This is a genomic window from Pseudomonas sp. NPDC086251, from assembly GCF_044746405.1.
Taxonomy (GTDB): Bacteria; Pseudomonadota; Gammaproteobacteria; order Pseudomonadales; family Pseudomonadaceae; genus Aquipseudomonas.
The window spans coordinates 160,383-183,448 of the sequence record NZ_JBIVBY010000004.1; the positions used below are offsets into that span (position 1 = coordinate 160,383).

Annotated in this window: 23 protein-coding genes; 6 read left to right on the plus strand and 17 right to left on the minus strand. The window is 53.1% G+C overall.

Features of this window, described 5'->3' with window-relative positions; translation table 11 throughout:
• Positions 1-2: 2 nt before the first annotated feature.
• From ACIPL2_RS07835 to ACIPL2_RS07895, 13 genes are all read right to left on the minus strand, one after another.
• Entirely contained in the window at positions 3-284 is a 282-nt protein-coding gene (locus tag ACIPL2_RS07835; RefSeq protein WP_223527276.1) for a hypothetical protein, read from the minus strand.
• A gap of 694 nt (positions 285-978) precedes the next feature.
• Entirely contained in the window at positions 979-1,188 is a 210-nt protein-coding gene (locus ACIPL2_RS07840) for a hypothetical protein (protein ID WP_401354609.1), read from the minus strand.
• A gap of 281 nt (positions 1,189-1,469) precedes the next feature.
• Positions 1,470-2,519 (minus strand): tyrosine-type recombinase/integrase, encoded by a 1,050-nt coding sequence (locus tag ACIPL2_RS07845; RefSeq protein ID WP_401354612.1) that lies wholly within the window; start codon positions 2,517-2,519, stop codon positions 1,470-1,472.
• A 413-nt stretch (positions 2,520-2,932) separates the two neighbouring features.
• Positions 2,933-4,363, minus strand: coding sequence for a hypothetical protein (locus ACIPL2_RS07850; RefSeq protein ID WP_401354614.1), 1,431 nt, complete (start codon positions 4,361-4,363; stop codon positions 2,933-2,935).
• Positions 4,356-4,907, minus strand: coding sequence for a hypothetical protein (locus ACIPL2_RS07855; protein WP_401354616.1), 552 nt, complete (start codon positions 4,905-4,907; stop codon positions 4,356-4,358). The genes ACIPL2_RS07850 and ACIPL2_RS07855 overlap by 8 nt, the downstream gene beginning before the upstream one ends.
• The gene (locus ACIPL2_RS07860) at positions 4,888-7,038 is read right to left on the minus strand and encodes a hypothetical protein (protein WP_401354617.1); all 2,151 of its coding nucleotides are present in this window, start codon (positions 7,036-7,038) and stop codon (positions 4,888-4,890) included. The genes ACIPL2_RS07855 and ACIPL2_RS07860 overlap by 20 nt, the downstream gene beginning before the upstream one ends.
• Positions 7,026-9,167: a hypothetical protein gene (locus ACIPL2_RS07865; RefSeq protein WP_401354619.1), complete on the minus strand. Its 2,142-nt coding sequence runs from the start codon at positions 9,165-9,167 to the stop codon at positions 7,026-7,028. Before ACIPL2_RS07865 ends, ACIPL2_RS07860 begins: the two co-directional genes overlap by 13 nt.
• 415 nt (positions 9,168-9,582) lie before the next feature.
• The gene (locus tag ACIPL2_RS07870) at positions 9,583-9,975 is read right to left on the minus strand and encodes a response regulator (protein ID WP_401354621.1); all 393 of its coding nucleotides are present in this window, start codon (positions 9,973-9,975) and stop codon (positions 9,583-9,585) included.
• Between the two features lie 182 nt (positions 9,976-10,157).
• Positions 10,158-11,486, minus strand: a complete 1,329-nt coding sequence (locus ACIPL2_RS07875) for a deoxyguanosinetriphosphate triphosphohydrolase (protein ID WP_401354622.1) — start codon at positions 11,484-11,486, stop codon at positions 10,158-10,160.
• A 698-nt stretch (positions 11,487-12,184) separates the two neighbouring features.
• Positions 12,185-13,348 (minus strand): EAL domain-containing protein, encoded by a 1,164-nt coding sequence (locus ACIPL2_RS07880; protein WP_401354624.1) that lies wholly within the window; start codon positions 13,346-13,348, stop codon positions 12,185-12,187.
• A gap of 125 nt (positions 13,349-13,473) precedes the next feature.
• On the minus strand, positions 13,474-13,815 hold the full coding sequence (locus ACIPL2_RS07885) for a hypothetical protein (protein WP_059402374.1): 342 nt from the start codon (positions 13,813-13,815) through the stop codon (positions 13,474-13,476).
• A complete protein-coding gene (locus ACIPL2_RS07890; RefSeq protein WP_401354627.1) occupies positions 13,812-14,201 on the minus strand; it encodes a phage holin family protein in 390 nt (129 codons plus the stop codon). Before ACIPL2_RS07890 ends, ACIPL2_RS07885 begins: the two co-directional genes overlap by 4 nt.
• 2 nt (positions 14,202-14,203) lie before the next feature.
• Positions 14,204-14,518: a YqjD family protein gene (locus tag ACIPL2_RS07895; protein WP_401354629.1), complete on the minus strand. Its 315-nt coding sequence runs from the start codon at positions 14,516-14,518 to the stop codon at positions 14,204-14,206.
• 325 nt (positions 14,519-14,843) lie between these two features.
• Between ACIPL2_RS07895 and ACIPL2_RS07900 the strand changes: the two genes are divergently transcribed.
• Complete coding sequence (locus ACIPL2_RS07900) at positions 14,844-16,052, plus strand: ammonium transporter (protein ID WP_401354631.1); 1,209 nt, start codon at positions 14,844-14,846, stop codon at positions 16,050-16,052.
• A 1-nt stretch (position 16,053) separates the two neighbouring features.
• Here ACIPL2_RS07900 and ACIPL2_RS07905 read toward each other — a convergent pair whose 3' ends face one another.
• Positions 16,054-17,766, minus strand: a complete 1,713-nt coding sequence (locus ACIPL2_RS07905) for a cation:proton antiporter (RefSeq protein ID WP_401354633.1) — start codon at positions 17,764-17,766, stop codon at positions 16,054-16,056.
• A gap of 208 nt (positions 17,767-17,974) precedes the next feature.
• Here ACIPL2_RS07905 and ACIPL2_RS07910 point away from each other — a divergent pair, with 208 nt between their 5' ends.
• The 3 genes from ACIPL2_RS07910 to ACIPL2_RS07920 all read left to right on the plus strand — a co-directional run bounded on the left by ACIPL2_RS07910 (position 17,975) and on the right by ACIPL2_RS07920 (position 19,659).
• On the plus strand, positions 17,975-18,211 hold the full coding sequence (locus tag ACIPL2_RS07910) for a glutaredoxin family protein (RefSeq protein WP_401354636.1): 237 nt from the start codon (positions 17,975-17,977) through the stop codon (positions 18,209-18,211).
• Positions 18,212-18,379: 168 nt separating this feature from the next.
• Entirely contained in the window at positions 18,380-18,697 is a 318-nt protein-coding gene (locus ACIPL2_RS07915; RefSeq protein ID WP_401354638.1) for a transcriptional regulator, read from the plus strand.
• Between the two features lie 71 nt (positions 18,698-18,768).
• Positions 18,769-19,659, plus strand: a complete 891-nt coding sequence (locus ACIPL2_RS07920; RefSeq protein ID WP_401354641.1) for a pseudouridine synthase — start codon at positions 18,769-18,771, stop codon at positions 19,657-19,659.
• Between the two features lie 88 nt (positions 19,660-19,747).
• Here ACIPL2_RS07920 and ACIPL2_RS07925 read toward each other — a convergent pair whose 3' ends face one another.
• Positions 19,748-19,969: a YgdI/YgdR family lipoprotein gene (locus tag ACIPL2_RS07925; RefSeq protein WP_109633577.1), complete on the minus strand. Its 222-nt coding sequence runs from the start codon at positions 19,967-19,969 to the stop codon at positions 19,748-19,750.
• A 74-nt stretch (positions 19,970-20,043) separates the two neighbouring features.
• Positions 20,044-20,646: a molybdenum cofactor guanylyltransferase MobA gene (mobA, locus tag ACIPL2_RS07930; RefSeq protein ID WP_401354643.1), complete on the minus strand. Its 603-nt coding sequence runs from the start codon at positions 20,644-20,646 to the stop codon at positions 20,044-20,046.
• A gap of 81 nt (positions 20,647-20,727) precedes the next feature.
• On the opposite strand from mobA, the gene moaB reads away from it, so the two are divergent.
• A complete protein-coding gene (gene moaB / locus ACIPL2_RS07935; RefSeq protein ID WP_059402366.1) occupies positions 20,728-21,267 on the plus strand; it encodes a molybdenum cofactor biosynthesis protein B in 540 nt (179 codons plus the stop codon).
• Positions 21,251-22,477, plus strand: coding sequence for a gephyrin-like molybdotransferase Glp (gene glp, locus ACIPL2_RS07940; protein ID WP_401354646.1), 1,227 nt, complete (start codon positions 21,251-21,253; stop codon positions 22,475-22,477). The genes moaB and glp overlap by 17 nt, the downstream gene beginning before the upstream one ends.
• A gap of 65 nt (positions 22,478-22,542) precedes the next feature.
• On the opposite strand, the gene ACIPL2_RS07945 is transcribed toward glp, so the two are convergent.
• Positions 22,543-22,848 carry a hypothetical protein gene (locus ACIPL2_RS07945; protein ID WP_401354648.1) on the minus strand — a complete coding sequence of 102 codons (306 nt, stop codon included), beginning with the start codon at positions 22,846-22,848 and terminating at the stop codon, positions 22,543-22,545.
• Between the last annotated feature and the right edge of the window lie 218 nt (positions 22,849-23,066).

Genomic DNA, 23,066 nt, shown 5'->3' on the forward strand with positions numbered 1-23,066 from the left:
GTTTACAGATCCGGATAATCATCAAGCTTAAGGCTAGGAGCGCCTCCGTCCTCCTGCTCGCGCTTAGGCGTATGTATCACTCCAGCTTCGGCATCTGCACGCATCTGCTCGAGCTCTTTGTGAAATGCCTTGTCCTGAACCGTGGGTTTGCTGGTATACGGTTTTCGGTCAGGTACAGGCTGGGCTGCGTAAGTCGTTACCGCGTCTGGATCGTGCTGCAGCTTTTCTTGAACTTGTGATTCCAGCATTGCACGGAGCGCGTCTTTGTCGGGACGGTTCAGCAATTTGTTACTCCTATTCGGAAGCCAGGCACTCGCTACTCGATTGGTACATTGAGCAGTTAGTAAGGGCAGGGCCGCTTATATTTGTGGTTGCATCGCAGATTGGCAGATCCCGGATTCCAGGTTAAAAATCCTGGTAAGCCTACCAAGGCTTGGCGGCAAACGTCTGTGATGAAAATGATGTCATAGCTCCAGTCTTGGATGCAGCTTTAAAGATGACTGCAGTGGCCAAACCCTCACCTGCCGTTTTGCATGCATGCTCAGAGCCCAGCGAGCAGTCGCTCAAGCTGTTTTCGCTCCCATGCGCTCAATAGCTCGACAGGATCAGCTCCGTCGCGCTGCCAGAGTTCAAGTGTACCGACTCGGCCATCAGGCGACCTGCAGTACTCGCAGTAGTCCAGGGTGTCACGGTCATTGAAGAGGGTGAGTACCCAGCCATCAGTACTCACGGGCATGAGGCCATGATAGAACTCGTTCCAAGACTGGATGGAACCTCGCGTCATGATGCGTGCGCCGAGCGCGACGTCCGTCAGTACCTGGTAGACCTCGAGGGCGGTGAGAGGAGAGGTTGTTTTCAAATCATTCTGCGTTCGAGTCTTCGCTTGCGCGTAGCTAAGCTGCGGTAAGAAGTGGCGTCAACGGAAATATCGATCCTTCGGGCCGATGGCCCCGGCTAGTCCATAAGCTCAAGAGCTACTCACTCAGGCGTCATGAGCACCGCTAACGTCATGTTGATGAACTCTTCGTTCTTGCAGATTGTGTCCAATGCACCACGAACGTTGCCGGCGACCTCCGCCGATCCGCGTTGCTCCACCCAGAGTGTCAGCTCCATTATCGCGGCTTCGAGTGCCAGTTGATTTTGGTTGATCTTGAAAAGTAGGGAAGGGAGCAGGTCTGCGTTCGACATTGTGATTCCTCCGTGGAAGAGCTCAGCGTAGCAGCACGAAAAGCAGAGGATGGAAAAGGGTTAATGACGTTATGGACAAGCTGTAAGCACCCCTCCGGTACGCATGTGTTCCGCGTCTGATGGTTGAACCCCGTCTATTGCTGCTACCTCAAACACTTTCGGCTGTGGTCAATAGCTGATTCGAATGCCGCTGGCTCGGCGAGTAATGGCCTACTCGAAGTTGGCGACTTGGGAGCGACCAAGCCTCATTCGACTGAAGCTTGGCCCCTCCCTTTGATGCCTTATGCTTTCGGCTTCAGGTTTAGCAAGGAGCCGTAGTAGCGCAACATCTCAGGCGAGATATGGCCTGTCAAATTGGCCACGGTAGACTGCTTTGATTCTGCGATAGCTCGGATGAACCGAGCGATCACTGAGAGCCGCAGTGCATGAACCGACATTCCCGTCGGATCGATTTGGGCCTCCAACAACCAGGAGCGCAGAATTCTATTCAACTCAAAAGAGGTCATTGGATAGGCAGCGGTCTTGCCGGATGGAAACAGATAGTCCCCGTGAGAAAGCGCACTTTTTTCAATGTACCGACGAACCAATAATCCATCAGTTGTAATCAAAATGCGTCGTTTCCAGATCGTACGCGACTTGGTGAATGGCAAGTCCAGCATCACCTTATCGTGGGTGTGGTTTACATTTTCGACTCTGAGTTGGTGTAGTTCAGACTGGCGGATACCAGAGAGCAGCACCGAACACAAAACTCGATCACGAAGGATGCCTTTCCGGTGAACTGCCTCCTCGATGGCATCAAGCTCATACTCACTCAGATATTTTTTTGATGGGAGGAGGAGTGGCCCGAAGTTTGAAGGCTCGCTGGCTGACGAATCTGATGTTTCGTGGATTATGCCTCGAGCCGCTTTTGAGGATTTTTGTCCTGAATGCACTTTCGAACTGTGGCTGTCTGTCTTGCCGACGTTGGCCGTTTGCCCTTGCCGGAAGCTGTGGAAGGCCAAAAGTTCGTGCAGCGGCAATAACATGACCAAACGCTCGATATCACGGTCGTCGATACCTACGGTGTTGCTCGATCTGAAAAAGTGAAAAATGGATGTGCTGACGCTATCCCTTACCTCTGGGAGAGTAGGAACAGGCGCATCCGACAAGCAATTTTCTGATGACCTCAAGACATCGTGATAATCGCGGTATCCTAGCCCTTGAGCCAGAATCTCTTGCGCGGTCATGAGACTGATACTGTTAGCGCAAGGCCAGTGACGCTTCAGCACTTTTGAGATGCGTTTGAATCGGCGTTTGGGAATTAAATCGAAGGGAAAGATCGGAACGCGCATGACATTGCTCCAATACGTCAGGGTGTCGGCTGCCCTCTGAGTATTGTCGAATGCCTATGGAGTAGATCATGACAACCTGAGGCCCATGGCCTTTTGCGAACCGACCGCTCGATCCAGGAAATCGATTTCTTAAAGCTAGCATAGCTTTGTGACCCGTCTAGGAAAACAGCCCTTCGAAAAGTAGGAGTCTGGGAACAGAAGCAGTTCTCGATCTTATGGTCGATTGGTGAGCCGGCGCTGACTTGAGCTTCATCGAGCGGTCACTCATCGATGGTCGCTGAAGGTGATCGCTGCTATTGATTCGAGCCTAAGGCCCGACTTAGTCAGCCAAGCAAAGGTGTTGCAGTCGATCCTGCGGGCTATGGGTGGCCTAGCCCAATTAACGAGAGATGCTTGGAATAACTCAGTAGTTATTAAATCGAATTTAGTTTTGACAAGATTTGTTCTAGCTCAGAAATTCCCTTGGCGAGATTTGGGTCGCTATATATAGTGGAGTGCCTGGATAATTCATGTATCCTGATTTCAAGTTGTTGTATAAGGGTTTTTGTTTGTTGTGGGGAGGGCGCGGATAAACTAGCTATCGCTATCGCAAATCCCTCATCGAAATAATTTTTCAGTGACATCGGATCACGATGGCCTGTAAGTTTGGCTACTTTGGCTAAGATTCTTCTTTGGACTGCCTCCATCCACAAATCTTTCTGAGCTATATCTCGCTTCAATTCCTTTGCGATCTCATATGCTATCTGGGTCGTAATAAAGCGATGTCTAAACATGGATAAGCAGACTTGCACATCTGTGAGGCCAGATAACTCGCAAAGCCTTCTGAAGTCTCGCGCCAAGGATCGTGTCTCGATGGATTTTCCATCTTGCGCAAGCATGAAAGATGTGGCTTTTGTGGGGGCAATATTTAAATATGCTATGAAAGTTGTACGTGCTTTAAGGTATATGGATATTTCGATCGCCTCCTCAAGCGAAAGGGGGAATTCACGTATAGGTCTAGGTATTTGTCGTGTTTTCAATGTTGGAATGTACAGGGTTCTCTTTTCTAGCGGATTCAGATTCAAATTTAGGGGGATGCTGTTTAGCTCGTCAGGACGAAGGCCAGTCATTCTCGCGATTTTAAGAGTCGCTAGCCGACGGTTGTATAAATATTCGTTTTTCGCAATATAGTCGTCACGCCGTTGAGAAGCAGTAACATCGAACAAATATCTGGGTTTGGTTTTCAGCCTATAAATTGTATCGCTAATCTTGCCTATGAAGTTATCGGGCATGGGCTTTTTATCACCCACTGGGGGGCGTGTTGTTGGAATCGCTGGGTGGTACAGAATCAGCTGGCCTTGCCTGTTAGTTTTCCATTCAATTGTGACTTGTGCACCAGTGCCTAACTCACCGACTAGCTTAGGTTGCGAGACGAGCCGATAATTCACTTGATACCAAATCAAAAAATCTATTACTCTTCTAATGGTATATGCGACATGGTTTGGACTGCGAGCATCAGCAAGGGCAGATTTTTTTAATTTTTTACCTTCTAATAAATGATTTGAGAGGCCCAAGAGAAACGTATCGTCAACTGCGAATAAATGAGCACCATGGTTAAAGCAGTAACGTATGTAGTGAGTCATGTGAATTGCAAACGTTTCGGCTGAATCGCCGGTGGCCTGAACAGTCACATGCTGTAACCAGATATTAATCAGAGTGCAAGGTGAGCCGTTTGGCCAGAACATATAGACTTGTTTCGAAAGAGTTTTTTTTCTGACGATTGCGGCTTCTTTTTTTCGAGAATAAACCACACTCCAAGGCATCTCTAATACCATGCCTGTTTTGTAAAGCTGAAACTTAGGCATCCACCTTACCTCCCTGTATAACACTCCACGCCTTCGGAGGCAAAGCTGGGTTCGTACTAATGCTTTCAAATCTGAGATTTGACTCTAATAAGAAGTTAGTTATTTGAAGCTTGGTCGCATTATTAAGGCTGGTATCTGTTTCCACTAGGTTTTTGAAAAACCTAAATAAATCAAGATAGGCATAAGTAGCTAGCTGAGCTTGGTTGTAAGCTTCATTAATCATCATTTCAGGCGTTGGTTTGTCCTCAATAAGATCTTGTGTGACTAGGCTGTAAGTGGAATAGATTTTTGCTCGTAACGAACGCATGTGTTCCCAGAGATTCTCTGAAGTATGAGTGAAGCCGGGAAGAGTGTGTTCTAAACAAAAGTTCTTGAGTGTGTTGTAACTTATTTTATCGAATTCATTCAAGATCTCTAATGTGCAAAAAGTCTTCATGTTGGCCAGTTTTTCTTGGTGAGATTTTGTAAGGCTAAACTTTCCATCCAAAACTGACTGCAGCCAATCATGTCTTCTTTGTATGTTTTCAACGGTGGAATTTTTCATCTTGAGCTTCCCCGTATTTCAAAGCTATTTCTGTATCGAAAACTTCTGACTCATAGGTGGTCAGCCTTATGGTGTAAGTGGAAATGAGCAATCCGTCGTTCGCCAGCAGCGCTTGGAGGAATTGATCAAATTCAAATTTGTTTCTTGATTTTAGAGATGTGATATTCATAGTAGACAATATTTGTTTGTATAAGGCTACAAGCCCTTGGTTTTCGTTTTCATTAAGGTTTCCAAGTTCAAGTTCGATTAGTTTGTCTTCGATGTTTTCAATGTTGTATTTAATGATTTCTTCTTCTGGTACGTCGCCACTAAGATAATCATGCAGGTAACGTGGGTCATCATGTCCGGCTTGATGCCTTATAGCATCGTCTGCGTATACTTTTGCGTGATTATACATTGTAACAATGAAGAATTTCCTCATCTCGTGGATTTTGATGTACCAACGGCGTTTATAAATATCCACGGGAATTTCGATAATGTCGCAGAAAGACATGATTGCATTATTGATTCGTGAATCCACTCTTTTCCCACTTGGCTGATTAAAACCTCTAGAAGAAGGGAAATAAAAAAGATGTTCAGAGTGTGGTGACGTATCTTGATATATTTCTTTCAGACCGTTGCCTAACACGGCTAGTAGCTGAACCGCAACAGATGCTATATAAGGGATGGGGCGGCGGATGTTGGGTGCGATGGGAACGCGCTTCTTAAGTATAGGCTGCCTGATAAAAGCACCCTCGTCGTTAGTTTGATAACTAAGCGAGTCGCGTAATATAGCACCGAGCTCATTAATTCTAATGGGTTTCGTGAATCCGATTACTAACGCACATGCAGCTACAAAGCACTCAAGCGCAACTGCAAATGTCATTTTTTTGCTCGTGCTTTCCATGTGTGATTGGCTGGTAAGTTTAGAAATTTTTAATGTGTCGGTCAATGATTGGGCAGGTAGGCCTTCGAAGGGTTGTGTGTTATATGAAGAAATAATTTGTTCAAAGATTTTTTGCCTTTGTAGATGCCGATTGCTCCGCCCTTTTAATTCGCCAGGAGGGATGTTATGAAACGCGTTGATGATTTCAAGCGTCGCACCTACGATGGCTTTTCCATATACCATAATCCATTGTACTGCTTTGTCTAGAGCGTACATGCCAATGGAATATGGTATTTTCTTTGTGTGGCCATCCATTCTAATGTTATATTTCTTCATGTGCTCTTTATGGTTGAACTTAAAGTTTGGCATGACGTCGGGTAAGTTTGAGTTTCCTTCAGCAAGTGACTTCAGAAGAATCAGGAACTGGATAAGTGATTTCCTGGTGATCTCCCCGGTCTTGTCCTTGTCAAAGACGGCGGTCTTATGAGATGTGTGCTGTGCTCTTATTCTAACTCCCTCAATCAAGATCGACTGCTGTAGGGAAACTTCAAACTGTCGTAGAAATGTACGGATATATATGTGGTTGAAAGCAGTGACGTGAATGCCTAATATCTTTGCCAAGTAGTCTCTAGATACCAAGCCAATTTCACAATTTTTAATATTGCCTTTTCTAACGTATAGATTATTTGTCTTTAAGTGGTTAATTATTTTTGCTACTTGGGGTTGTGTGAGTTTCTCATCACGATATTCTTCGTCAATCAGTTCACAAAATAACTCACAAAGCCTCGGAATTATTTGCAGAATCCCTGCCCAGCCGCCTTCGCAGTATTGTTCAATGAGCACTTCAAAGGCGTTCTCATTTATTAATTTGAAACCGCATGTCTGTGGCTGGTATCGTTCTTTATATAGGCATTGCCAGCTTGCTATATTGATGTAAAAGCGTACGTACTTCATCCATGTAGTATGATCAACTCGCGGTGACAGATATCCTGCTCGAACGCAGAAAACTTGCTTCTGAATCGTTTCTAGCAGTAGTCTGTTATGCGGATCGGTTAATAGGCTTCCGTCAGGAAGAGATTCAGAAAAATTAATAGTTGCTATTACATTGTTCTTGCCGACTACTTTCCATTCCCTCGAGCCGATACCTCCCGCCTTTAGCCAAGAGGCGGAATAGTTGATAGTGCCTTCTAAGTTCTGGCGGGCTTGTTCTATAAGCAAGGATAACGTTGCTCTGGAACTCATTGGTTTAATATTTATTTTTGGCATGACTGTAGCTCATTTGTCAAGGCATCTACTTTAACGACTTTTTTGGCTAGCTCAGATTTTAAGTCTAAAGCTTCAATGTACACGGCCTGAAAATGTGGTATAGATAAACCCGCAATATTCCCAATAATGGTGCCTTTGGCGCTCGGGTCTTTGCTTATATCGTATGCGCAATGTAATAGGCGGGCTAATGTGGTGATCGATTCTTCGGTGATTCCCGAGGTGACATCTTCGTAATTTTTTATGCGTGGGTTTATACGAATTTCTGAAAATAAAAATATGGCAGCTAAAGAGGCAGCATCTAGTTTCAGAATTACTTTGTGATTCACTAGTCGTTCGATAAGGTGATGAACAGCATCCTCCGTAAGCTCAGCTGCATAGAGTTTAAGATCAATTGAGACGGGATCAGAAGCGACACTAACTGTCGCTTCTCTAATGATAAAGTTAAATAAGTCATTTTCTGTTAAAAAATCGCTCGCTGCCAGATGCCAAGGCTTGCCTTTAGTCGCCAAAATAATCAGTTTCGTCTGGAAGGTACGGAGGATGCGCACATTCCATCGCTGCTTCAACCACTTTGGAATGTACCTGACTATGATGACTGCAATAGAATTACCTAAAGTGTTTGCAGCCGCCTGATAGGTACCCTCTTTTAAAAAGCTAATCAGCGCCTGAGTTCCACGAATTCGCTTTAATGTAAATATTTGTCTTGATACGTCACCGGTAGTAAGCTCTTTTTCCAAAGCTTGATATAGACTAACGCCTAACTTAGTGGTGAGAATTTGATCAAGGCTGCTGCTTAAACCAACCCATTCATATGATGATGTTAAAAACATCTTTCTGTAATTGATATCGCCAGCCAGCATTAGTCGTATTCGAGCTTTCATTGTTGCTTTCACAAGCTCTACATAGATTTTATGGCTGCGGGGAGGTAACGCGGAGACTTTTCGAGATATCGCCCTAGGTTTACTAACACTCCACATGAGCCGATCCAGGTCACTATTGTAATAATGTATGGGTTTGTCGTCCGCTGATAAATAATCTGCAGTACGTAGTGAGTGGGGATTAAATTTTGGATTTTCAGCTGCTAAAATTGCGGCTGCTGCACCGCAGTCTCGCGCTGAAAGGTAGCCCAATAGTCGATTTAAGGTCTCATTGATGTTTCTAGTTGGAGCACCATAATCTCCAGCGACCTTTCTAAGCTCCTTATCCATTCTAGCTCGCATATAACTGTTTCTGCAGAACGGGCGAAAAAAGGGAATCTTTTGCATCGCCTTGTAGGAAATAGCATCTAACTCACCTGTCCGAAGAAAAAAATGCTCTATCATCGCCAAAAACCAAGCGGCGCCGTCTGGATTATAAGCGTCAGCTATATATCGGTGGTTAACGTAGAAATTTCCTGATGCTAAAACTGCTTCAATTTTTTCTACAGGTATAGATTTTATTAAGCTTTCGCCTATGCGTTGGCAGATTACGACGTTATCCCAATAACTCTCGCAAGCTAATACAATTGTTTGGGTGCGTGTCTCGAGATCGCTTTGAAGCTTATCAAGGAATTTGTCTGTACTGATATTGATGCTTTTGTCTACTAGGTATGTCTTAGGCCATAAATCATCAACATTCGTCAAAGACCATAGTGTCTCTTCAACCGAGTCCAGCACATCTGCGCTTGTTTCATCATCCGGGATTATGGGCTGCTTCATTGTTGGAATGACAATATCGAGGGGGATAATGTGCCTTTGCTTGAGGTTTTTATATAGATGGAGTACTTGTCGCCATTCCATACGCATGGTTTCGAGTTTTTTGTCGCCTTTATTGTCCAGCTTTTCAGGGTGTGAAAGATGATATATGTAGTGCTCGCTAACAAATGCTCTCCATTCTGAGCTGCCAAGTGCTGGCAAGCCCTTTCTTTCAGCAGTCGCGAAACCTAATATACTCTTGAGTGCATTTATACGATGTGTTTTTGTAATTCGAGCAAATCTCTGACAAATTAAAATTGTTTCATTGCATATAGACTTTAGACTACTTTCTGATGCTAGGGGCGGCCTTGGTAGCTCCATTTCTCTGCGGCGCTTCTTATTTGGCCACGGGAGCTGAAACAGAATTTCGTCAGCGGCTATTTCGAAAGAGATCATGGCTGAAGCCTCAGGATGCTCTGCCTGAATATAGGCGGGCTGAAGATGGTGTCAAACTTACGGTATCAAAAATTGGCCGTTCGATTGGTTAACCAATTGAAATCTATGAGGATAAATATTTTGACTTTATTACCATGTCCACAAAAATATTCGAGTTCATAATCAGATCCCATGCGAGCTCAAATAAAGCGCGCACCTTAGCTCAGATAGTTAAGGCGACGCATGAACTGAGAGACCTGTAGCAGCAATATAGGAATAATCCTACAAACTAAGAAGAATCGGACTACGCTTCAATTAGGTTTTCTATGTGGAAAGGTGAAAGTGTTGGGTGCTAAATGAGCGTATTTAAAGTGCTTTGATGTAAGTTTGAAGTGGTTTTTTGAAAGTTTTTTAGTGTGTTTTGGTGTTGTGGTTTTTATAGCGATGCCAAGGTCAATAAGTTTCTGAATTCCGATTGTTTCAGTGGTTTGATCAAGTAACCCAACAAGGGCAGTCCATGTTCATGGGCTGTTCTTTCAAGTCCGTCCAGTTCAATGGGTGTCAGGCTGCTCAGCAGTATGGCCTGTCTGATCATTCCGCGATGACTGGCAAATTTAACCAGTTCAATGCCGGGAAGGTCGGGAAGGCATTGGTCGCACAAAAGGATATCGAAGGGTTGCACAGCCCCGAGCATTTGACGCAAGGCGCCTTCGGCACTGTCCGTGGTGGTCAGTTGGGTGAAGCCGTAACTTTCAAGCAGGTATTGAGTCGCCCTGAGTTGAAAGGGATGATCTTCCACCAGCAGGATGCGTAGATCGTCGTTGAACATTGGATTATTCACGCTCATCTGTCGAACAGAGGGGAGCGGAATTATTTCGCGAGAATACCGGGCAATCGATCAGTTCGCTCGCCATGAGATGTAGGGCGATTCAGCGCGTGTTGAATGCAGTTGGGGTTTTAGTGACGGATCAGCCATTTCGCACGGCGTAATGGCTGAAGAGTCGGTTGTCATCAGCGGCTCGATCGCCCGGTCATCTCCAGCGCCATGTCGCTCGCATAGCTGTCGGTCATGCCTGCAATGAAGTCGATCATGCGCAGAAACGAGGTGTGCAATGGGCCGTTTGGATCGGGGGCATTGTTGCCTAGCAGGTCAAGGATACGGCGACTCTTGAAGGAGGGCGTTCGACCGTTATGTTGTTCCAGCGCCGCGCCGCAGAAGGCGTTGAGCAGGATTTCCAGCGTGGTGTAGGCACCGATTTCGTGCAGGGTCTTGCGCTTGTCCTGGAATATTTTCTTGCGCGCCATGTCCTTGGCATTCAGTACGCAACGCTTGGCCGGACCGTGCATGTGTTCCACCAGATCACCGGGCAGCGTACCGGCGAGTAACGCGTCCTGTTGTTCGACAAAGGCGCGGGCCGCAGCGTTGGTCAGGTGCTCGATGGCTTTGCCGCGCAGTATCGCGAGTTTGCGCCGCCGCGAATCGTTAGGCCCGAGCTGGCGATAGGTTTCCGGTAGGTCATCGCCCACCAGGTCCAGCAACAGGGACTCGACTTCGGCGTACTCCAGCAATTCCATCTCGAGACCGTCTTCCAGATCAATCAGCGCGTAGCAGATGTCATCGGCAGCCTCCATCAGGTACACCAGCGGATGGCGTGCCCAGCGTTGTTCCTCAAGTTGTGGCAGGCCGAGTTTATGGGCGATCTGCTCCAGCAACGGCAACTCACTCTGATAGCAGCCGAACTTGTGTTTCTTGTAGCCCAGGGAGTCGGCGTGTTTGGCCGTCCATGGGTACTTCAGATAGGTGCCCAGGGTGGCATAGGTCAGCCGGGTGCCGCCGTCGAACTGGTGATATTCCAGCTGGGTGAGTACCCGGAAGCCTTGTGCATTGCCTTCGAAATTGAGGAAGTCGTCGCGTTCGACTTCGCTCATTGCATCCAGCCAGCCTCGGCCGGCAGCTTGCTGGAACCAGTGGCGAATCGCGTCTTCGCCGGAGTGACCGAAGGGTGGATTGCCGATGTCATGGGCCAGGCAGGCCGATTGCACGACCATCCCCAGATCGCTCGGTTCGCACCAGTCGGGCAGGGCGCTGCGGATGGTTTCACCGACGCGCATGCCCAGTGAACGACCGACGCAACTGACTTCCAGGGAGTGGGTCAGGCGCGTGTGGATGTGGTCGTTGCTGGAGACCGGATGGACCTGCGTCTTGCGCCCGAGTCGGCGAAACGCGCCGGAGAAAATGATGCGGTCGTGGTCTTTATGGAAAGGACTGCGGCCGAGTTCTTGCGGGCTGTGCAGGGGCTTTCCGAGGCGTTCGCGGGTAAGCAGGGTGTGCCAATCCAAGGCTGGTTCTCTCCGTCTGGTGACTGAATCCCTAGCTTCCGGGTTCGCGTCTGGACCTGCAAGGGAAAAACGCGCATGCAGCTGTAGGTGTAGGGCTTGCCGGTGATGGCGTCCTCGCCGGTATGCACAGGCTAAATGTGGGAGCGGGCTTGCTCGCGAAGGCGGCCTGGTAGCCGACCATTTTCTTTCAGGTGTACATATCCATTTCTGCGGTAACGGCGGCTATGGGTTACGCCCTTACGGCGTGTTACTTGGAAAAGCCCCAAGTAACCAAGGGCTCTTGCCCCTTTCGTTCGGTGCCTCGCTGTGGCTCGGCATGCCCTCGCTCCGGTCCTGCTCCGTGGGCCCGCCGCCATCGGCCATCCCTGGCCGGGGGCGGCTAACCCGGCATCCATGCCGGGTTGCCCACTGCGCAGAACCTCCACTCGGCCTTACGAGGTGGCGGTGAGTCAAGATCAAAAGCGACAGGCGAGCTAACGCTCGGCCTTGAGTGGTGGGAATCAAAAGCGTACGGCGCTCTGCTTCTGATTTTGTAGGAGCGAGGCTTGCCCGCGAAGGCGGCCTTCGAGCCCACCAATCTCTCGAAATTGTACTCAGTTCAATTGTGGGAGCGAGCCTGCTCGCGATGGACGTTAACGATGACGCGTTTCAACAGGATAAACGCGGTGCCTGTGGGGTCATCGCGAGCAAGCTCGCTCCTACAGGCCGGCCGCGTCGATATCGATGAGCAGCAGTCGTTCGCCGTTGTCGAAAAATTGCCCGGCGGTGAGGCAATACTGGTTGCTGGTGGCGTCGCGGTAGGTGTTGGAAAGCGTCAGCCGGCGCTGCTCCCAGCCCTCGGCCAGCAGGTGGTAAAAGTACGGGCGCCAGGACCAGTTATGGCCCACGTAGCGGTGGTCGGACTCCCAGCGGTGATTACGCCATTCGAGGTTGGGCGTCAGTTGTGTGCCGTGGCGGTCGCATTGATAGAAGCGCAACAGCCAGGGAAACGCGTCCAGGTGCGGTAGGGCGCTGAGAGGGGCGCGGGCCTGTGCCCAGCCTTGCAGAATGGCCATCAGTTCGCTGAGTTGCTGGCGCATGATCATCAGGCGGCCGCGTTCTGCCAGTTTCTGTTGAACATAGCGCTGACGCAGTTGTGCGAAGCGCTCGACAAAAGCGTCGGTGGCAAAGAATTCTTGTTGCGCCCGGGCGAACAGAAAACCTTGTACGTAGCGCGAGCCACACTCCAGGGCAAAATTCAGTTGCGCGTCGGTTTCCACCCCTTCGGCAATGATCCAGCACCCGGTTTTCTCCGCCATTTGCGCCAGGGCCTTGACCACATCGCTGCTCGGTCCACCCAACGCAGCGGCCTGGAACAAGCGCATGTCGAGCTTGAGAATGTCCGGTTGCAACGCCAGCACGCGGTCGAGCTGAGAATAGCCGGCCCCGAAATCATCGATGGCAATCCGCGCGCCAGCGTGTCGGTAACGCGCCACCACGTCTGCCAGACGCTGGATGTCGCCCACTTGCTCGGTAATCTCGAAGACGATGCGCTGCGGGTCGACCCCGTGCCAGTTCAGTTGCTTGAGGCTCGGCAACGCCTGCTCCGGGCGCAGACGGCTGATCCAGCGCGGGGACATGTTCAAACTGAGAAACCAGTCCGTTGGCGCTTCATGCAAGCGGCTCAGGGCGTTATCGCGGATCTGCCGGTCCAGGCGCCGCAGGGCGATGGCGGGCGTGCGCGGGTCGGCGAACAGCGGTCCCACCGAGGTCAGTTGACCGTCGGCCTGGCGCAGTCGACCCAGTGCCTCGACGCCGGCGATACGGCCGGTGGCGGTATCGATGAACGGCTGAAAGCAGGCGAGCGGTTGCCCGTCGATCACGAGGCCTCCTTAGTAAGGTCTTGTTCTTGGATTGAACCTGGGGGCCGGATAGGCATGCAGGATTGAACCCCTCGATAAAGAGGTTCAATCCCGGTGGTGTTGCAAGAATGTAGCCAGAGGGTGGCTTAGTGATTGCGCGAAGAGCCTTGCATGACCAGCTTGATCAGCGGCCCCAGCGTGGTGCCCAGGCGAACCAGCCGAGTCAGGCTGCTGACGCCGCCGCTCTTGGCGCCCTTGCCGGTCAAAAAGCCCAGCAAGGTGACCGCCGCTACGCCCCACAGTGGAGCGTGCTTGATGCCGAACCCATCCTGCAGGTTTTGCGTCATCCCGCGCACGCGCTGCAAAGGCACCAGCAGTTGCGCGGATTCGTGGCGGATTTCTTGACGATGCATTTCCATGCGCAGGCGGATCAGCGCCTTGCGCATTTCCGTACGCGAGCTGTTGTGAGGCAGTTCTGGCAGGCTCATGGCAGCAGGCGCTCCCGATCGTTGGCCAATTCTTCCAACGTACCGTGGAAGGGTGAGGACTCATCGAAAATCGCCGCTCTCAAGCGCATCGCACAGAAAACGCAGGCCAGGGTGTAGAACACGCAAAGCGCGATGATGGCCGGCAAGCGATAGGTGTCCCAAAACAGGATCAACACCAGCGTCGACAGCCCCACCAGCAACAGCAAGGCAAACACCAGCGCCAGGCCTGCAAACAGCAACAGGCTGACGGTGCGGGCTTTTTGTTCCTGCAGTTCGATGCCGAACAGTTCGACATGGCTATGCAGCAGTCCGAGAAAAGCGGCACCCAGGCGCCGCGGTGAGGAGCTTGGGCCCGTCGCGGACGGTCCGGATTCACCGATCGCCATGATCAGCGCCGAGTGGCCAGCAGACCAATCAGGAAACCCACGCCGGCCGCGATACCGACCGATTGCCATGGGTTGGCCTGGACGTAGTCTTCGGTGGCGGTGACGGCTGCCTTGCCGCGCAAGCGCAGGGAGTCTTCGGTCAGTTTCAAGGTTTCCCGTGCACGCAGCAGACTGTCGTGGATCTGCTCGCGCAATTCGTCAGCCTGATCACCCGCCAATGTGGCGGTGTGTTCCAGCAACCGTTCGGTGTCGCTGACGAGTGTCTGAAAATCGTTCATCAGGATTTCTTGAGCAGTCTTTGCCTTGATGCTGGCCATTGGTGATCTCCGTAAGTGGCTTCTGTTGCGTTCGAGTATGAGCCTTGCGCGAAGGTTCAGTACAAATGACTGGTACAACTTTTGCTACGTCGTGGTGCGTCTGCCTGCGCCGTTGCGCTGTTGCTGGGCATGATTTCAGGAAAACCCTGATTCAAACAATCAAAACCCGCGCGAATGTCCCGGTCGTGATCGACCTCGACAACGTTTGTGCGCCAAAGCGGTTCATGGGAATCGGATCTGCGATCCCGAGAAGTTGCAACTTGGTGCATGAATGCTCTGCGCGAACTGCTTTGGTGCTTTTTTAGCCTTCAGGTCTGCCAACCCCATGGAAAATCTGCAAAGCGCTGTGGACAGTCTGGTCCATAGCTCCAATACGTTGTTCATTCTGATCGGCGCGGTCATGGTGCTGGCCATGCACGCCGGTTTCGCCTTTCTCGAAGTCGGCACGGTTCGCCAAAAAAACCAGGTCAACGCGCTGTCGAAGATCCTCAGCGACTTCGCCATTTCGACCCTGGCCTACTTCTTTATAGGCTATTGGATTTCCTACGGCGTCACCTTCATGCAACCGGCGGCAGTGATCAACGCCGATCATGGCTATGGGCTGGTGAAGTTTTTCTTTCTGCTGACCTTTGCTGCGGCGATCCCGGCGATCATTTCCGGAGGCATCGCCGAGCGTGCCCGATTCGTTCCGCAGTTGTGCGCGACCGCATTGATCGTGGCGTTCATCTATCCGTTCTTCGAGGGCATGATCTGGAACGGCAACTATGGCCTGCAAGCCTGGTTGCTGGAGCGCTTTGGCGCCAGCTTCCATGATTTTGCGGGCTCTGTCGTGGTCCATGCCATGGGCGGCTGGCTGGCGCTGGCGGCGGTGTTGCTGCTGGGCCCGCGCAATGGCCGTTACCGCGACGGGCGACTGGTGGCGTTTGCGCCCTCGAGCATTCCCTTCCTGGCGTTGGGCTCGTGGATTCTGATCGTGGGCTGGTTCGGGTTTAACGTCATGAGTGCGCAAACCCTGCAAGGCGTCAGTGGGCTGGTGGCGGTGAACTCGCTGATGGCCATGGTTGGCGGTACTGTGGCGGCGCTGATTGTCGGGCGCAATGACCCGGGCTTTCTGCATAACGGCCCGCTGGCCGGCCTGGTGGCGATCTGTGCCGGTTCCGATCTGATGCACCCTGTAGGCGCGTTGGTGACCGGCGCCCTCGCCGGAGCATTGTTCGTCTGGTGCTTTACCGCGGCCCAAGGCAAATGGCATATCGACGATGTGCTGGGTGTGTGGCCGTTGCATGGTTTGTGCGGCGTCTGGGGCGGGATCGCCTGCGGCATCTTCGGCCAGAGTGCATTGGGTGGTCTGGGTGGCGTGAGCCTGGTCAGCCAGTTGATCGGCACCGCGCTGGGGGTGACCGTGGCGCTGATCGGCGGTTTTGCGGTGTATGGCGTGATCAAGGCGTTCCATGGCCTGCGCCTGAGCCAGGAAGAAGAGTATTACGGCGCGGACCTGTCGGTGCACAAGATCGGCGCCGTCAGCCAGGACTGAGTCAGGTTTCTTCATCGTCAGCCCCGGGATAAAAACCGTGCAGCAGACGATAGCGGTCACGCCGTACCTGATCGACCCGGTCCTGCACCTGCTGACCGGGCAGGCCCAGCATGATCAGCGCATGGGAGGCGAGCATCAGGCTGGATTCCAGCAACTCGGGCACGACTTCGCTGGCTCCGGCCGCCTTCAACTCGGCGAGCTGACTGTCGTCCCGGGTGCGCACCAGGATCGGCACGCTCGGGTTAAAGCGTCGAGCTTCCTTGAGTATCAGCAGGGCGATGTCGGTTTGGTCCACGGCGATCACCAGCAGCCTGGCGCGCTCCAGCCCGACAGCGGCAAGCAGTTCGCCGCGGCGTGAGTCGCCGTAATGCACGCAGCTTTCACTGACGGCCGCTTCCTGAACCCGCACTGGATCGCTGTCCAGTGCGATGTAGGGTTGCTGCACATGACGCAGGAAGCGGCCGATGGACTGGCCGACGCGACCGTAACCACAAATCACCACATGGCTGTGCAACCCGGCATTGAGCGCGCTGATTTGATCGAGCTGTGCCTCTTCGTTAGGCTTGCGATGCAGGCGTGTCGCGATGTGGGGAGCCGCGCGTAGCAGCAGTGGCGTCACGAGCATCGAGCAGAATGTCGCGACCAGCAGCAGACCGCCGAAGTCGGCGGGCATCAGTTGGTTTTGCTGCATCTGTGCCATCAGGGCAAAACAGAACTCGCCGCCCTGGGCCAATGCCAGGCCGCTACGCCAGGCCGTTTCACTGTCGCTGCCGCGCCATTTGACCAGCAACGCAACCACGCTGCCCTTTAATAACAGCAGCCCCAGGGTCAGGCCGAGAATCAGCAGGCCGTGGCTGGCGAACAATTGCACGTCGATCAGCATGCCGATACTGACGAAGAACACCCCGAGCAGGATGTCGCGAAACGGACGGATGTCGGCTTCGATTTGATGCCGGTAGTGGCTTTCCCCCAACAACATCCCGGCGAGAAAGGCGCCCAGCGCCGGGGAGAGGCCGAGCAGGTGAGTCAGCCAGGCCGTCAGCAGCACGATGACCAGTGCCAGCAGCACGAACAGTTCGGCGGAACGGGCGGCTGCCACTTCATGAAACAGACGGGGCAACAACCAACGACTGGCCAGCAACAGACCGGCGAACAGCACCGCGGTCTTGCCCAGCGTCACTGGCAACGCCCAATACCAGGGCTGGTCGCTATTGCCGGCGAACACCGGCACCAGGGTCAGCAGCAACACCGCCACCACATCCTGGAACAACAGCACGGCGATGGCGTTCTGTCCGTGTGTGCTGAAAATCTCGCCGAGACTGCCCAGCTCCTTGCTGACGATGGCGGTGGACGACAGCGACAGGCCGGCACCGAGTAACAGCGCCGGCGTGGTCGCCATACCGAACAGCATCAAAAGAGCGCCCAGCAAAAGCCCTGTACTCAACACTTGCAGGCTGCCCAGTCCAAACACCACCCGACGCAGGGCGAGCATTTTCGACAGCGAAAACTCCAGCCCGAGGGAGAACAGTAAGAACACCACCCCCAGTTCGGCGAGGTACGGCAGCGCTTCGCTTTCATTTATCCAGTTGAACGCCGTCGGCCCTACCATCAGGCCCACGCACAGGTAGCCCAGCACGGGCGGCAAGCGCAGGCGCTGGAACAGGGCGATGACCACCAGGGAGGAGGTGAGGATGATCAGCAGATTGGCGAACACAAAAAACTCCGGTGATGAACGCTGGCTACTCAAGCGTAGAAGCAATCAAGCCGTGAGCATCGCGCAAAAGGCAGTTAAGGCGACTGATGTGCATCAGGGTGTGCCACGATCCATTGCCGTTCATGGGTCGCAGGGCATAGGATTCAATGGCTCGACGGCTTTTCGGGGTCGACCTAGAATAACCACTTAATTTATCGGTTGAGCGCTCATGCTTCCTGAATGTCAGCTGTTCGGCACCTTGGGGTGCCATCTCTGTGAAGTGGCCGAAGCCATGCTTCTGGAATTTGTCGAGCACGGTCTGCTGGTGGAACTGGTGGATATCGCGGACGACGAAACGTGGTTCGGGGCTTATAGCCTGCGTATTCCGGTGTTGCGACGGGTCGATACCGGCGCTGAGCTGGACTGGCCGTTCTCCGCCGACCAAGTGGTCGCCTTCCTGCGTTAAGTGATTTTGCGACTACATTGTTCCCGCCTGTCGAACTTTTGCGATTGATCCCTTGGCTTATCAGGCAGTGTTCGGATACTGTATGCGTATACAGTTATTCGCAATGTTTGCCTTGCTGCTCCTGGTTTTCGGATTCGGCAGGCAGTCCGGGCGTAAGAGGGATGAATCGTGGTCAATGTCGAACAATTGAAAAACAGCGTGAACCGGATGTCTGCGGACGTGGTGCGCGAGGCGGTCCATGAATTGCGTCTGGATGGCTTGGTGACAGAGGGAAAAACCCCGTTCAACAAGCTGCATTTCAATACCTGTTTCGCCGAAATCGAAGCCTTGTTCCAACGAGCGGGCTATCACCGTCAACTGGATGTCGTGGGTTATCAGGGCTTGTTGTATGCGCTTTATGACCCGAGTCGCTGGGAAGCGGTCGATGTGCTGCGCTGGCTCAAGGAGTTCACCGAAGCGGCCGCTCGCGCGCAGATACCGGCGTGAGGATTCTCTGCTAGGTTCATTCCGGCCACTGTTGGATAATGCCGCCCTGTATTGAGGGTTAGAGCTTTCGTATGTCCACTTCATCTTTTTCTGCCGCACACAACCAGGCCAGCACGCTGTATTTGCCGCCGGGTTCGTGGCAGACCGTGCTCGATTGCCTGTCTGAACACTTCAGCGCCATCGGTCGCGAACAATGGCTGGACAGGATTGCACGCGGTCGAGTTCTCGATGGTCACGGCCAGCCGATTGCCCTCGACCTGCCTTACAAGGAAGGCTTGCGGATTCACTATTTTCGCGAAGTGCCGGACGAAAAGCCGATCCCGGTGGTCGAGACGATTCTGTACGCGGACGAGCACCTGGTCGTGGCCGACAAGCCGCATTTTCTGCCCGTGACGCCGGCCGGCGAATACGTTGAGCAGACCCTGCTGAGGCGACTGATCCGTCGACTGGATAACCCGCATCTGGTGCCGTTGCACCGCATTGACCGGCATACGGCGGGGCTGGTGCTGTTTTCCGCCAACCCTCAGAGCCGCTCGGCGTATCAGTCGCTGTTTCCGACACGGCAGATCGAAAAACGCTACGAGGCGATTGCCCGGGCGTTGCCTCAACTGTCTTTTCCATTGGTCCACAAGAGCCGGCTAATCGATGGCGAGCCGTTCTTCCGCATGCAGGAAGGGCCGGGCGCCAGTAACACCGAGACGGCCGTCGAGGTCAAAGAGAAGAACGGTGATCTCTGGCGTTATGGGCTTTACCCGGTAACCGGCAAGAAACATCAGTTGCGGGTACACATGACCGCCTTGGGCGCGAGTATTTGCAACGACCCGTTTTACCCGCAGGTGCTCAAGGATGTTGAGGATGACTATGCCAATCCTTTGAAGCTGCTCGCTCAGGGGTTGCGCTTCGTGGATCCGGTCACCGGCGAGGAAAGAGCATTCGAAAGCACCATAACGCTTCAGTGGTAATCCGAAGGTTCAGCGAACCGGCTGTTCTTCAGCCACGAAAAAGCCCGCATAAAGCGGGCTTTTCTGTATCGGGTTGTCGCCGTAAAGATTACAACTCTTTGACGGTACGAACCTGATCCTTGTTGATGCGGGTTTGTTTGCCATCCAGCTGTTCGAACTCGTAGAAACCCGATTCGTCATCGTATTTTGGTGCGTCGACAGCCTGGATTTCTCGACCGTCATTCAAGGTGATCACTGTTGGCGATGCGCAACCGGCGAGGGTAGCAAGGCCCAGTGCGAGCATGAAAGTGGCGAGGGTCCGTTGAGTCATGAGTGTGTCTCCGAGTGAATTCTTTTGGTTACTGAGCTTGAGACGTGTACGACGCGCGCAAGTTCCTTCTCGTGTCAGTCTGACACAGTGTGGTGTGCACTTAACAGTTCCGGCGTATTGAGATTGGCCAGGCGAGGGTCGTTGTCAGGACAGTGTAGTGCGGTCGCGCCCAGTTTGCGCATGAGGCGCCCCGGGCTGCGTTCACCCTCATGCCAGGCGCTTTCAAAAGCTTCCGAGAGTGCTACGGGAATCACGCACAACAAGGGCTCCCAGTGTTCTCCATGGCGCAGCATCAACGGTTTGTCCGGGTGCTGGCTGGCGGTTTCGCGCATGCTTTGCAGCAACGTGGCATCGATACGCGGAACGTCACAGGGCAAGACCATCAGATGGGCATGGCGAGCCGCTTTCAGGCCGGCGCGAATACCGGCCAGAGGTCCTGGAAAGTCGCCTTCGTCGTCATGGACCAACTGATCGGCATAGGGCGCGTACTTTTCCGGATTCCTGTTGCAGGAGATGATCAGGTCATCGCTCAGCGCACGAGTCTTGCGGTGCAGGTGCGCAATCAATGGTTCGCCGTGCCATTCCAGCAGCCCTTTGTCCTGGCCACCCATGCGTTGGCCGCGACCACCTGCCAGGAGCAGAATGGAACAGGGCGACAACGGTGTAGTCGAGGTCATGGCAAGTCTCCATGGGGGCGGCGAAAAAAGGGGGCGCTGTGATATAACACCGGGCTGTTTCTCCTACAACTGGATGAGCCTATGAAAGCCAAGGCTGATGTACCTTTCGCACCGCTCAATATCGCGGTGCTGACGGTCAGCGACACCCGTACCCTGGAAACCGATACCTCGGGCCAGGTCTTCGTCGACCGCTTGAGCGCTGCCGGGCATAACCTGGCCGAACGAGTGTTGCTCAAAGATGACCTGTACAAAATTCGTGCGCAAGTCGCCAACTGGATCGCCGACGATGTGGTACAGGTCGTGCTGATCACTGGCGGTACCGGTTTCACGGGGCGTGACAGCACGCCTGAAGCGGTGAGCTGCCTGCTGGACAAGCAGGTTGATGGTTTTGGTGAATTGTTCCGGCAGATATCGGTAGCCGATATCGGCACCTCAACCGTTCAGTCCCGCGCCTTGGCCGGTCTGGCCAATGGCACGCTGGTGTGCTGCTTGCCGGGTTCGACCAATGCGGTGCGCACCGGGTGGGACGGCATTCTTGCTGAACAGCTGGACTCACGGCACCGCCCATGCAATTTCGTCGCTCATCTTAAACAGGCGGCTCCCTGTGAATCCCGCGGGTAAGCCAGGCAAGACCGGCAGCCTGATGGCTGTCGAGGTGGCACTGGCACGTTTGCTCGAAATGGCCGAAGCCTCGCCGATTCGTGAGCGTGAACGCTTGCCGCTGGCACAGGTTCAGGGCCGCGTGTTGGCCGACGACCTGATCTCGACACTTGATCTGCCGCCCTGGCCCAACAGTGCCATGGATGGTTATGCCCTGCGCATGGCCGACTGGACGGGAGAACCCATGGCTGTCAGCCAGAAGGTTTTCGCCGGTCAGGCTCCCGAACCCTTGAAGCCAGGCACCTGCGCACGAATCTTCACCGGTGCACCTGTTCCGCAAGGAGCAGATTGCGTCGAGATGCAGGAAAACGCCGAAATCCAACCGGACGAGCGAGTGCGTTTTACCGAGGCCATGATGCCGGGTCAAAACATCCGCCCCCAAGGCCAGGAAACCACTGTCGGTGAATTGATCCTGCCGGCAGGCACGCGACTGGGGTCGATCGAACAGGGGCTGGCGGCATCACTGGGATGCGTTGAGCTGGAGGTGATTCGCAAGGTTCGTGTTGCGGTTCTGTCGACCGGGGATGAGTTGATTGAACCGGGTCGGGCTCTCGGGCCGGGACAGATCTATAACAGTAATCGTGTATTGCTCTGCAGCTGGTTGCAGCGCATGGGGTGTGAGGTCATCGATGCCGGCATCCTTGCGGATAATCTGGCGACGACGCGTGCCCGCCTGGGTGAATTGAAGGATGTCGACCTGATCCTCTCGACCGGTGGCGTATCGGTGGGCGAGGCCGACTTCCTGGGCATTGCCCTGAGGGAAGAGGGTGAGTTGACGTTGTGGAAGCTCGCCATCAAACCAGGCAAGCCGCTGACCTTCGGGCATTTTCGCGGCGTGCCTGTCATTGGTTTGCCTGGCAACCCGGCATCGACCCTGGTGACCTTTGCCTTGTTGGCGAGGCCTTATCTATTGCGCCGTCAGGGCGTTAAAGAGGTTGAGCCGCTGAAGTTTCAGGTGCCAGCAGGGTTCGACTGGCCAAAGGCAGGCAATCGGCGTGAGTACCTGCGTGGACGCCTGGAGAACGGCCGCGCGATCATCTACAAAAACCAGAGTTCCGGTGTGCTGCGCAGCGCCGCCTGGGCCGATGGCCTGGTCGAAGTGCTGGAAGAGCGAACGCTGGTCGAAGGTGACAGCGTCAGCTTCATTCCGCTGAGCGAACTCCTGAACTGATCCGCGTCTCAGGCATGTCACGCACACCCGATTGATCGAACCGGATGTGCGTGCATGCCTGCCCCTTACTGAGCCAGGAGTGTCACGACCTGGTCGAAACGGCTGTTGGCAATCCAGGCCAGAAGCCCGAGGACGACGGCTGTTCCACCCGCAGAATAGGCCAGTCGGTGTTTGATGGATTTGACGTCACCACGGACTTCATCCATGTCTCGTCGGATATATTCGAGGTGTGTCTCCAACTCAACGACGCGAGGTTCCATATTCACTTCTCCAGTGGGTTTTGCGCTGTCTTTGAATGCCGTTTGATGGGTGCGTTTTGCTGCGAAGGGTGCGACCGGAATGATCGGCGACCTGATGTCATGGCTTTGCATGGCACGTCCTTGTGTATTTGCTGCTGATGACTGATAACCGTAGACACAAGGTGTACCAATCATACTTTTCGGTCAATTGAGCCGATTCCTCATGTTGTGTAGGAAAAATCCCAACTTCCTAGGACTCCCCACGGCTCGATTTCAAATAATTGAATTTCGTGCGACTTTTTTGCGGCGGATCGGGGTCAACATCTTCCATACGGAATTCAATCATGGGA

Bases quoted from the DNA above. Each gene is read 5' to 3' on its own strand.
- ACIPL2_RS07840 (WP_401354609.1), bottom strand. From the start codon at position 1,188: ATGTCGAACGCAGACCTGCTCCCTTCCCTACTTTTCAAGATCAACCAA.
- ACIPL2_RS07845 (WP_401354612.1), bottom strand. From the start codon at position 2,519: ATGCGCGTTCCGATCTTTCCCTTCGATTTAATTCCCAAACGCCGATTC.
- ACIPL2_RS07850 (WP_401354614.1), bottom strand. From the start codon at position 4,363: ATGCCTAAGTTTCAGCTTTACAAAACAGGCATGGTATTAGAGATGCCT.
- ACIPL2_RS07855 (WP_401354616.1), bottom strand. From the start codon at position 4,907: ATGAAAAATTCCACCGTTGAAAACATACAAAGAAGACATGATTGGCTG.
- ACIPL2_RS07860 (WP_401354617.1), bottom strand. From the start codon at position 7,038: ATGCCAAAAATAAATATTAAACCAATGAGTTCCAGAGCAACGTTATCC.
- ACIPL2_RS07865 (WP_401354619.1), bottom strand. From the start codon at position 9,167: ATGATCTCTTTCGAAATAGCCGCTGACGAAATTCTGTTTCAGCTCCCG.
- ACIPL2_RS07870 (WP_401354621.1), bottom strand. From the start codon at position 9,975: ATGTTCAACGACGATCTACGCATCCTGCTGGTGGAAGATCATCCCTTT.
- ACIPL2_RS07885 (WP_059402374.1), bottom strand. From the start codon at position 13,815: ATGAGCCTGCCAGAACTGCCTCACAACAGCTCGCGTACGGAAATGCGC.
- ACIPL2_RS07890 (WP_401354627.1), bottom strand. From the start codon at position 14,201: ATGGCGATCGGTGAATCCGGACCGTCCGCGACGGGCCCAAGCTCCTCA.
- ACIPL2_RS07895 (WP_401354629.1), bottom strand. From the start codon at position 14,518: ATGGCCAGCATCAAGGCAAAGACTGCTCAAGAAATCCTGATGAACGAT.
- ACIPL2_RS07900 (WP_401354631.1), top strand. From the start codon at position 14,844: ATGGAAAATCTGCAAAGCGCTGTGGACAGTCTGGTCCATAGCTCCAAT.
- ACIPL2_RS07910 (WP_401354636.1), top strand. From the start codon at position 17,975: ATGCTTCCTGAATGTCAGCTGTTCGGCACCTTGGGGTGCCATCTCTGT.
- ACIPL2_RS07920 (WP_401354641.1), top strand. From the start codon at position 18,769: ATGTCCACTTCATCTTTTTCTGCCGCACACAACCAGGCCAGCACGCTG.
- ACIPL2_RS07925 (WP_109633577.1), bottom strand. From the start codon at position 19,969: ATGACTCAACGGACCCTCGCCACTTTCATGCTCGCACTGGGCCTTGCT.
- mobA (WP_401354643.1), bottom strand. From the start codon at position 20,646: ATGACCTCGACTACACCGTTGTCGCCCTGTTCCATTCTGCTCCTGGCA.
- moaB (WP_059402366.1), top strand. From the start codon at position 20,728: ATGAAAGCCAAGGCTGATGTACCTTTCGCACCGCTCAATATCGCGGTG.
- ACIPL2_RS07945 (WP_401354648.1), bottom strand. From the start codon at position 22,848: ATGCAAAGCCATGACATCAGGTCGCCGATCATTCCGGTCGCACCCTTC.